6 protein-coding genes and 1 pseudogene are annotated in these 9,874 nt (G+C 74.5%); 5 read left to right on the top strand and 2 right to left on the bottom strand.

The window, feature by feature from the left end; genetic code table 11:
* Positions 1 to 124 precede the first annotated feature (124 nt).
* A pseudogene (hemE, locus tag LZF96_RS26095) lies at positions 125 to 1,153 on the top strand (uroporphyrinogen decarboxylase); the annotation flags it as partial.
* A gap of 97 nt (positions 1,154 to 1,250) precedes the next feature.
* On the opposite strand, the gene LZF96_RS26090 reads toward hemE, so the two are convergent.
* The gene (locus tag LZF96_RS26090; protein ID WP_267941381.1) at positions 1,251 to 2,510 is read right to left on the bottom strand and encodes a DUF4349 domain-containing protein; all 1,260 of its coding nucleotides are present in this window, start codon (positions 2,508 to 2,510) and stop codon (positions 1,251 to 1,253) included.
* 203 nt (positions 2,511 to 2,713) lie between these two features.
* On the opposite strand from LZF96_RS26090, the gene hemG reads away from it, so the two are divergent.
* Entirely contained in the window at positions 2,714 to 4,219 is a 1,506-nt protein-coding gene (hemG, locus tag LZF96_RS26085) for a protoporphyrinogen oxidase (protein WP_233877302.1), read from the top strand.
* A gap of 4 nt (positions 4,220 to 4,223) precedes the next feature.
* Positions 4,224 to 4,943, top strand: coding sequence for a hydrogen peroxide-dependent heme synthase (gene hemQ / locus LZF96_RS26080; protein ID WP_233877300.1), 720 nt, complete (start codon positions 4,224 to 4,226; stop codon positions 4,941 to 4,943).
* A gap of 55 nt (positions 4,944 to 4,998) precedes the next feature.
* Here hemQ and LZF96_RS26075 read toward each other — a convergent pair whose 3' ends face one another.
* Entirely contained in the window at positions 4,999 to 6,894 is a 1,896-nt protein-coding gene (locus LZF96_RS26075) for an alpha/beta hydrolase (protein WP_233877298.1), read from the bottom strand.
* A 174-nt stretch (positions 6,895 to 7,068) separates the two neighbouring features.
* Between LZF96_RS26075 and LZF96_RS26070 the strand changes: the two genes are divergently transcribed.
* Together LZF96_RS26070 and LZF96_RS26065 are read left to right on the top strand one after the other, a co-directional pair.
* A complete protein-coding gene (locus tag LZF96_RS26070; protein WP_233877296.1) occupies positions 7,069 to 8,544 on the top strand; it encodes an ATP-binding protein in 1,476 nt (491 codons plus the stop codon).
* Positions 8,545 to 8,907: 363 nt separating this feature from the next.
* Positions 8,908 to 9,624, top strand: coding sequence for a hypothetical protein (locus tag LZF96_RS26065; RefSeq protein WP_233877294.1), 717 nt, complete (start codon positions 8,908 to 8,910; stop codon positions 9,622 to 9,624).
* The last annotated feature ends 250 nt before the right edge of the window (positions 9,625 to 9,874 follow it).

Raw genomic sequence — 9,874 nt, 5'->3', positions numbered from 1 at the left:
AGGGGCACGATCCTATGAACGACCCCGACCCCGGGGGGCCGACGGCTTTCCGCGGCGCGGTGGCCGCGTTGGAGGCCGCCCGACCGCGGCGGGAGGTGCGACTCTCCACGATGCCGCCGCCGCGGCGACCCGGGATTCCGCCTTCATCCGCGCCTGCCGCGGGGAACCCGTGCCGCACACCCCCGTGTGGTTCATGCGCCAGGCGGGCCGCTCCCTCCCGGAGTACCGCAAGGCGCGGGAGGGCATCGCGATGCTCGACTCCTGCATGCGTCCCGACCTCGTCACCGAGATCACCCTCCAGCCGGTGCGCCGACACGGTGTGGACGCCGCCATCTACTTCAGCGACATCGTCGTCCCGCTCAAGGCCATCGGCCTGGACCTCGACATCCGTCCCGGTGTCGGCCCGGTCGTCGAGAACCCCGTGCGCTCGCGCGCCGACCTCGAGCGGCTCCGCCCGTTGGAGCCCGGCGACGTCGACTACGTCACCGAGGCCGTGCGGATGCTGACCGCCGAGCTCGGCGCCACCCCGCTGATCGGCTTCGCCGGCGCCCCCTTCACCCTCGCCAGCTACCTCGTCGAGGGCGGACCCTCCCGCAACCACGAGCACACCAAGGCCCTCATGTACGGGGACCCCGGGCTCTGGGCCGACCTGCTGGACCGCCTCGCCGACATCACCGCCGCCTTCCTGCGCGTGCAGATCGAGGCCGGCGCCTCCGCCGTGCAGCTCTTCGACTCCTGGGTCGGCGCGCTCTCCCCGCGCGACTACCGCGAGCGCGTGATGCCCGCCTCGGTCAAGGTCTTCGACGCGGTCGCCGGATACGGCGTGCCGCGCATCCACTTCGGTGTCGGGACCGGGGAGCTCCTGCGCGACCTCGGTGAGGCCGGCGCCGACGTGGTGGGCGTCGACTGGCGGGTGCCGCTGGACGAGGCGGCCCGCCGTACCGGGGGCACCAAGCCGCTGCAGGGCAACCTCGACCCGGCGGTGCTCTTCGCCCCCCGCGCGGCGGTGGAGGAACAGACCGACCGGGTCCTGGAGACCGCCCGCGACCTGCCCGGCCACATCTTCAACCTCGGCCACGGCGTGCTGCCGGACACCGACCCCGAGGCGCTCACCCGCCTGGTGGAGCACGTCCACCGGCGCACCGCGCGTTGAGCGCCGGCCCGGTGGCCGTCGGGTGACGGCGATCGGCCGAGCGGATCCGCACGGGATCCCCTCGGCCGATCGCCGTCCCGTCCCGGGGCCGGGGCGCTCAGGAGGACGAACGGTCCGACGGTGTCGAACCGCCGTCCCCGCCGTCACCGTCCCCGGGGGTGTCGGTCCCGGCGTCGGCCGAACCGATCGTGTCCCCGGTGCGCGCGGCGTCCCCGCCATCGGCGGAACGCTCCGCCGGGCTCGGGGTCGCGACGGCCACCGGGGGAGCGGTGGGCGGCGGAGGCACCCGCACGGTGGGCTCCGGGGCGGGCCCCCGCCGGGCGCCGCCCGGGTACCGGGAACGCAGCAGTCGCCATCCGAACCACAGCAGCAGCACGGTCACCACGAACGGGAGCGCCGCCCCGATCACCGCCGCGATCCAGCCGAGGGTCAGCAGGAACGCGTCCCAGCCGTTGCCCAGCGCCCCGAGCGGGGACGGCACGCCCGGCTCCTCTTCCTCCTCCATCTCCTCGGAGTCGGGCTCCCGCAGCTCCACCGTGATGGTGCCCATGCCGGTGCGCTCCCGCAGCGAGGAGTAACGCGCCTTCAAGGCCTCCAACTCCGCCTGCCGGGTCGACAGTTCGGATTCCAGTCGCACCACGTCCGCCAGTGACTCGGCCTCCTCCATCAGCCCCCGCACCCGGGCCACGCTCTCCTCCTGGGTGGCGATCCGCGCGGCCACGTCCACCACCTGGCCGGTGACGTCCTCGGTGGAGACCTCCCGCTCCCGCACCTCGCCCAGTTCGGAGAGGCGCACCAGCACCTCGTCGTACCGCTCCGGCGGCACCCGCAGGGTCAGCCGGGAGCGCTGCCGACCCTCCCGGTCCCGGTCGCTCCACTCCGAGGAGACGAAGCCGCCCGCCCGCTCCGCCACCCCGATCGCGTCCGCCCAGGCGTCGATCACGTCGTCGGTCAGCACGACCAGTTGCGCCGTGCGGATCAGATGGGTGCCGCGCGCCTCCGGCGGCACCGGAGCGGTGCCGGTGTCATCGGGCTCGCCGGGCTCAACGGCCCCGTCGTCGCTCGCCTCGTCGGCCCCCGGCTGCTCCGCTTCCCGCTCCGGGGCCGGCGCGGAGCCGGCACCGTCTCCCTCGTCGGGGAGGTGCTCGGGGAACTCCTCCGCCGACTCCTCGACCGCCGAGGGGGCGGAGCCGGAGGAGTCCCCGGCCGGCCCGCCGCACCCCGCCACCGCCAGCACGACCGCCGCCGCCACGGCCGCCCACCACCGGCGGTGACCGGCCGCCGAGCCCGGACCCCGCCGTCCCGCACGCGGGTCCGGCTCCCGCGCCTCCTCCACCGATCCGTGTCGCACGACCATCGACGGCCCCCTTCGTCCCGTTCCCTCCCCGGATCGCGCCATCGGCGCGACCGCCCGACCCTGCCCCGGGCCGGTGCCGTCGATGGGACGGACGCGACTCCCGGTGGGTTGCGGAAAAGGGGCCCGGGGCCGGTACCGGAGCCATCACGTTCCGGACTCGGCCCGGTGTCGGACCCGCCCGGGCGATCTGAAAGAGTGAGGACATGCACGCGATCGTCATCGGCGGCGGCGTCTCCGGCCTGGCCGCCGCGCATCGGCTGACGGAGGAGGGCGTGCGGGTCACGCTCCTCGAGGCCTCGAACCGTCTCGGCGGCAAGCTCCTCTCCGGGGAGCTCGCCGGGGTCCGCACCGACCTGGGGGCGGAGTCGATGCTGGCGCGCAGACCCGAGGGCGTGGACCTGGCCCGGGCCGTCGGTCTGGGCGACGCGCTCCAACCGCCCGCCGTGGCCACGGCCTCCATCTGGACCCGTGACGCGCTGCGCCCGATGCCGCGCGGTCACCTGATGGGCATCCCCGCCCGGGCCGAGGACCTCGCCGGGGTCCTCTCCGACGAGGGCGTCGGGCGCGCCCGCCGCGACGCCGACCTGCCGGGCCCGCTCCTGCCGGACGAGGGGGACGACGGGAACGCCGGGAACCACGACGACCACGGAACCGCCGGCGACATCGCCATCGGCCGACTCGTCGCCGACCGGATGGGCGACGAGGTCGTCGACCGGCTCGTCGAACCCCTTCTCGGCGGCGTCTACGCCGGCGACGCCCGCGCCATCTCGCTGCGCGCCGCCCTGCCCGGCCTGTACGAGGCGGCCCGCACCGCCCCCACCCTCGCCGACGCGGTCCGCGCCGCCATGGCGGCCGGCGCTCCCCGTCCCGCCGGCACCCCGCCGCCCGCGCCCTTCACCGGCCTGGACGGCGGCATGGGAACCCTGCCCGGCGCGATCGCCGACGCGTGCCGGGCCGCCGGCGCGGAGATCCGCACCGACGCCCCGGTGCGCTCCCTGCGGCGCATGCCCACCGGCTGGGTGGTGACCGTCGGGCCCGACGCCGACACGGCGGAGGAACTGGCGGCCGACGCCGTGGTCCTGGCGGTGCCCGCCGGCCCCGCCGCCCGTCTGCTCGCCGACCACGCCCCGGCCGCCGCGCGGGAACTGGATGGCATCGGGTACGCCTCCATGGCCCTGATCACCGTGGCGCTGCGCCGCTCCGACCTCGACCGCCCGCTGCCCGGCAGCGGCTTCCTCGTCCCCGCCGTCGACGGCCGCTTCATCAAGGCGTCCACCTTCTCCAGCGGCAAGTGGGAGTGGGCCGGCCGGGACCCGGAGCTGTACCTGCTGCGGGCCTCGGTCGGCCGTCACGGGGACCCGACCGCCGTCGCGATGGACGACGCCGACCTCGTGAAGGGCGCCCTCGCCGACCTCCGCGAGGCCGTCGGCCTCACCGCCGCGCCGGTGGCCTCCGTCGTCACCCGCTGGATCGACGGTCTGCCGCAGTACACCCCCGGTCACGCCGAGCGGATCGGGCGGGTCCGCCGTGCCGTCGCCGTCCTCCCCGGCCTACGGGTGTGCGGCGCCGCCCATGACGGCGTCGGCATCCCCGCCTGTATCGCCGACGCCCGGGCCGCCGTCGCGGACCTGCGGCGCGCCGTCCCGGCGCACCCCACCGACCTCCGGCCCCGGCCGGGCCGGCCCACCCCGAACGACACGGGAGAATGACCGCATGAGCACTGCCGAGACCGACAGGACCCCCAACGCGGGGAAGAAGGCCAGGGACCTCAACGAGGTCATCCGTTACACCGCCTGGTCGGTGTTCCGCCTCCGCGACGTACTGTCGGAGGACCGCTCCGGCCTCGCCGAGGAGGTCGACGAGCTGTTCGAGCAGCTCGCCGCCAAGGACGTCGTCGTGCGCGGCACCTACGATGTCTCCGGACTGCGTGCCGACGCCGACGTGATGGTCTGGTGGCACGCCGAGACCTCCGACGCGCTGCAGGAGGCCTACAACCTCTTCCGCCGCACCCGCTTCGGCCGCACCCTCGACCCGGTGTGGTCCAACATGGCGCTGCACCGCCCGGCGGAGTTCAACAAGGCCCACGTCCCGGCCTTCCTCGCCGACGAGCGGGCCCGCGACTACATCAGCGTCTACCCCTTCGTCCGCTCCTACGAGTGGTATCTGCTGCCCGATGAGGAGCGGCGGACGCTGCTCTCCGAGCACGGGAAGATGGCGCGCGGCTACCCGGACGTGCGGGCCAACACCGTCGCCTCCTTCTCGCTGGGCGACTACGAGTGGATCCTCGCCTTCGAGGCCGACGAGCTGCACCGCATCGTCGACCTCATGCGCCACCTGCGCGCCTCCGGCGCCCGCCGGCACGTCCGGGAGGAGATCCCCTTCTACACCGGTCGCCGCCGTTCGGTCTCCGAGCTGGTCGCCGGCCTGGCCTGAGCCCCTCTCACCGGGTGGGGTGGCGTGCCGGCCGGGGACCGCCGGGGGCGGACCGTCAGCCGATGAGCGGCACGAACCCCGTGACCCCCGACCCGCCCGGGAGCACGCCCCGGAGGGACAGCGCGCCCTCCGTGAGCCCGTCGTCGAGCAGCATGCCCAACCCCGTGAGGGGTGACCCGCCGAAGCCGGGGGCGCGCGGTTCCCGGGTGGGCACCGCGACGTCGTCGCCCTCGACCGGTGCCGTCTCCCCGCCGGCCGACCGGAACGGCTGGGGTTCCGCCCGTCCGGCGCACACGGTGTCGCCCGCCGGCGCCGCGCCGTCCAGCAGATACGCGCGCACCAGGGCGTCAGCGCAGGCGTTGCCCCCCGTCACCCCGTGGTTCCCGGCGCCCTCCTCGGTGACCAGCACCGAGCCCGGCAGCCGGCGCGCCAGTTCCGGCGCACCCCGATAGGGGGTCGCGGCGTCCCGCTCGGCCTGCAACAACAGGACCGGCGGCAGCGCGCCCGGCGCCGTGCCCACCTCCACCGGGCGTACCCGCGGGCCCGCCCAGTGCCGGCAGGGCAGATTCAGCCAGGCGTTCTCCCAGGTCTCGAACGGCGCCCGACGGGCCATCAGCGAGTGGTCCGCGTCCCAGCGCTCCCACGACCGGGGCCAGGGGGCGTCGGAACACTCCACCGTGGTGTAGACGGCGTTGTAGTTCTCCCGCCGGACCATCCCCGCCGGGTCGGTGCCGGGGCGCGAGGCGCGCAGCACCGGTTCCGGGTCCCCGGCGGCGAACGCGGCCAGGGCCGCCGCCGCGCCCGGCCAGGCCGCGTCGGCGTAGGCCACCGACAGGTACGCCTCGTGCACCTCCTTGGACCCGACCACACCCTCCAGCGGCTCGGCGTCCACCGCGTCCCGCAACGCGTCGAAGGCGCGCTGCACGTCCTTCGCCGTCTCCCCGAGACCGTGGACGTCGTGGTGGCGGGCGACCCATTCCTTCCAGTCCGACCAACGATGCTCGAAGGCGAGGGACTGCAGGAGGTTGTTGTCGTACCAGATCATCGCGGGATCGGGATCGACGACGCTGTCCAGCACCATCCGTCCCACCGCTTCGGGGAAGAACGTGGCGTGGACCGCGCCGATGTAGGTGCCGTAGGAGGCGCCCAGGTAGTTCAGCCGCTCCTCGCCGAGGGCTGCCCGCAGCACGTACAGGTCCCGGGCGTTGTTCGGGGTGGTGTGCGCGCCGGCCCACTCGCCCCGGTTGGCCGGGCAGCCGGCCGCGTACTCCGCCGCCCGCCGGTCCATCTCCCGCTTGAACTCCGGGGAGGGCGCCCGGGGGGCCACCCCCGGGCCCCGGCCGAACTTCTCCGGGTCCGTGCAGGAGACCGGTGCCGAGGGGCCCACGCCCCGGGGCGCGTAACCCACCATGTCGTAACCGGTGTTCAGGTCCCGCCACACGGGGGCGGCCAACCGCAGCGGGTACAGGGGGAAGGCCATGCCGTCACCGCCCGGCCCGCCGGGGTTGTACAGCAGGGCGCCGCGCCGATCATCCGCCGGTCCGCTCGCCGGCAGCCGACTGAGGTGCAGGTCCAGGGAATCCCCCGAGGGGTCGGCGTAGTCGACGGGAACGGCCACCGTCCCGCACTCCACCGGCTCGGGCAGACGTGTGGCGGGATGGCAGGGGCCCCACGCGACGCCGGCGCGCTCCGCGCGATCGGCGGCGAGTCGGGCCCCCGCGGCCTCGGCCGGGGAGTCGGGGGCGATGGTTCCCGACGGTCGGTCGCCACCCGTGCCGGGCCCGCCGGCCGCGCCGGCGGGGGTGCCGGCCGTGCCGGCGAGCAGGGCCACGGCGATGCCGGCCGCCGTCGCGATCCCCGTCCGCCGTACCCGCCGGGTTCGCCGTGCCCGTGCGGGCCGTTCGGAGCGTTCCGCCGGTCCGTTCCGTCGTGCCTCGACGCCCTGCGTCACGCCCGTTCCCTCCGCCGTGCCGATCGGAGGGCAGATCCTTCCGCCGGCACGGGCCGCCCCGGCGCCGCCGCGCCGCCCTGTTCGGGCCGATCCCCCGAATGAGCGACCCGTCCCCGGTTGGCGGGTTTATAGGAGTATGGTTTTGTAAAACATGCCCCTATAAAAGAGGTGAGAGTGGAGAAGCCTTCCGAGGTGTTCGACCGGGATCGGGAGTGGTCGGCTCTCGTGCGGTTCGCGACGGACGACCGGCCCGGAGCCACCCTCGGAGTCGTCTCCGGACGCCGGCGGCAAGGGAAGACCTTCTTGCTCGACGCCCTGTGCCGGGCCTCGGACGGCTTCTATTTCGGTGCCACCGAAGCCACCGACACCGAGTCCCTGCGCCGTGTCGGACGGGCCCTCACCGAGTACGCCGCACCCGCCACCCCCTACCACTTCCCCGATTGGGTCGAGGTCGTCGACGCCCTCCTCGCGCTGGGGGAGGAGCGTCCGGTCACCGTGGTCATCGACGAGTTCCCCTACCTCGCCAAGGCGAACCCGGAGCTCCCTTCCATCATCCAACAGGCGTTCGGGCCGCTCCGGGACCGGCGAACGCGTTCGCGCACCCGTCTCCTGTTGTGCGGATCGGCCATGTCCTTCATGGGACGACTGCTGGGTGGCGGCGCCCCGTTGCGGGGGCGAGCGGGGTTGGAGTTGGTGATCCGGCCCCTCGACCATCGGGCGGCGGCGGAATTCTGGGGTCTCGCCGACCCACGGCTCGCCCTCGCGGTCAACGCAGTGGTGGGAGGCACTCCCGCCTATCGTAACGAGTTCGTGCGCGGTGACACCCCTCGTGGCCCCGAGGACTTCGACGCCTGGGTGGTGCGCACGGTGCTCAACCCGGAGACGCCGCTCTTCCGTGAGCCCCGGTACCTCCTCACCGAGGAGCCCGACATAAGGGACCCGGCACTCTACCTGGCGGTGCTGTCGGCGGTGGCGGAGGGGAACGCCACCCGGGGCGGTATGGCCGGATACCTGGAACGCAGGGCGGCCGACATCGCCCACCCCATCAACGTCCTGGAGGACGCCGGCCTGTTGCGTCGGGAGATCGACGCCTTCCGGGACAACCGCAGCACCTACCGGATCGCCGAACCCCTCATCGGCTTCCACCAGGTCGTCATGCGTCCGGTATGGGACCAATTGGAACGCCCGGGCGCGGCGGAGCGGGTCTGGCGCGCGAGTCGACGACGGTTCGTGAGCAACGTTCTCGGGCCGCGTTTCGAACAGGTCTGTCGTGAATGGACCCTCCACCACGCGGACCCGGAACTGCTCGGCGGTCTTCCCTCCCGGGTGACCCACGGAGCCGTGAACGATACGACCGAGCGCGTCTCCCGCGAAGTGGACGTGGCGGTCCCCGGGCTTCCCGACGGCAACCGGCTCCGTCTGCTCGCCATCGGCGAGGCGAAGTGGAACGAACCCATGGGCATGGGGCACCTCGCCCGGCTGGAGAGGACCCGCGAACTGATCGAGCGCGGCGGTCGGTACGACACCTCGGGGACCCGCCTGCTCTGCTTCGGCGGCGCCGGGTTCGCCGACGGGTTGCGCGAGCGCGCCGCGCGACCGGGTTCGGACGTGGTTCTGATCGGACCGGAGGACCTGTACGGGACGGGTTGACCGGAAGTCCTCCGCCCCGCTTCCCGCCCGGGCGGCTCCCGGCCCCGAAGCGTGCCCCCTCACAACGGTGCGGTGCCCCGGAGCCACCGGTCTTCCGACCGGACGAAGGCTCCGCCCGTCCTCCGCGGGGAGGTGACACGAACCCCCTGTGGCAACCTCCTTGCCCCTCTGTGTCATGCCGGGGATACTCCGTGCTCCGTCGTCGGGGCCCTCGTCCGCCGCCCCGGCCCGCCGTGCGCGGCCCCCGGGGGGCGGGGCCGAGGGGGTGAGCGGGACGTTCCGGGTGGGCAGGAGTCCGGTAGCGTGCGAGGGCGACGGGCCCGTCGGTCATCGGGCCCGGTGGGAACGGCGCGGAGGTGGCTCGTGTTCGAGGACTTCCTCTCCCGGTTGGACGGCCGACGACGACTCTCGTTGACCGTCGTGCCCGACGAGGAGCCACGCCACGGCGACGCGCGTGAATACGTCATCGCCGCCCATGAGTTCGGCTACCGCGTCACCTCTCATCGGGTGGCCCCCAGTGGCGCCTTCCGGCTGGACCTGGTGCGCGACGACCACCCCGCCGCCCGCGAACGGGCCGGGCGCGCCGCCGACCGGTTCCGTGACGGTTGTTCCTGGCTTCCCGCACCCCCCGACCCCACCGGGTACGCGGTGCATCCCCTCCGGGCGGGGGAGGCGCTGATGGTGCTGTACGAGCACCACCGGTGGTCGCCGCGCGCCCGACGTGCCACGGCCCTCGGTGTCACCCTCTTCTTCCTGGCGGCCGCCGTCTGGTGCGCCCTGGACGCGGTGTGGTTCCCCTGGTTGAGCACGGCCTTGCTGATTCCCCCGGCGCTGAGCGCCCACTGGTACCTGCACGGGGAACGTCGGGTCGAGGGGCCCGCGCGGGAGGAGGCGGCCGTGCTGCGCGACTACGAGGAGCAGTGGAGTCGCGGCGAGGGCGCCACCCCCGCCGGGGGCACCCCCGCGTCCGACCCGGCTCGTCGGAAGCCCGCCGCCGTTGCCCCGCCCCGCCATCGGCCCCGTCGCATCCCCGCCGACCGGTCGCCGGGTCCGCGGCGCCGAGGGCCGGGGCCCCGGTGACGGGCGTCGGGCGTCGGGCGTCGGGTGCCGGTCCGACAGCGGTCTCCCGTTGTCCGTCCGGGCCGGGAGACGCGTCCGCTCACGGTGCCCGCCCGGCAACCCGCCCCGTCGCGTCCGTCACTTCCCCCGTTATGTTTTTCGCGGTCCTGCAACGGGACCGCTGGCCTCCGGGCCCGGCATGACTGTGTCCCCCTGTCGAAGGCATGACCCGGGGGGTGGTGTCACCGGGCCCGGGGGTGTTCGTCGGAGA

The organism is Streptomyces sp. ST2-7A, assembly GCF_021390475.1.
Lineage (GTDB): Bacteria > Actinomycetota > Actinomycetes > Streptomycetales > Streptomycetaceae > Streptomyces.
This window is presented reverse-complemented; position numbering and strand designations above follow the sequence as displayed.

Bases quoted from the DNA above. Each gene is read 5' to 3' on its own strand.
- LZF96_RS26090 (WP_267941381.1), bottom strand. From the start codon at position 2,510: ATGGTCGTGCGACACGGATCGGTGGAGGAGGCGCGGGAGCCGGACCCG.
- hemG (WP_233877302.1), top strand. From the start codon at position 2,714: ATGCACGCGATCGTCATCGGCGGCGGCGTCTCCGGCCTGGCCGCCGCG.
- hemQ (WP_233877300.1), top strand. From the start codon at position 4,224: ATGAGCACTGCCGAGACCGACAGGACCCCCAACGCGGGGAAGAAGGCC.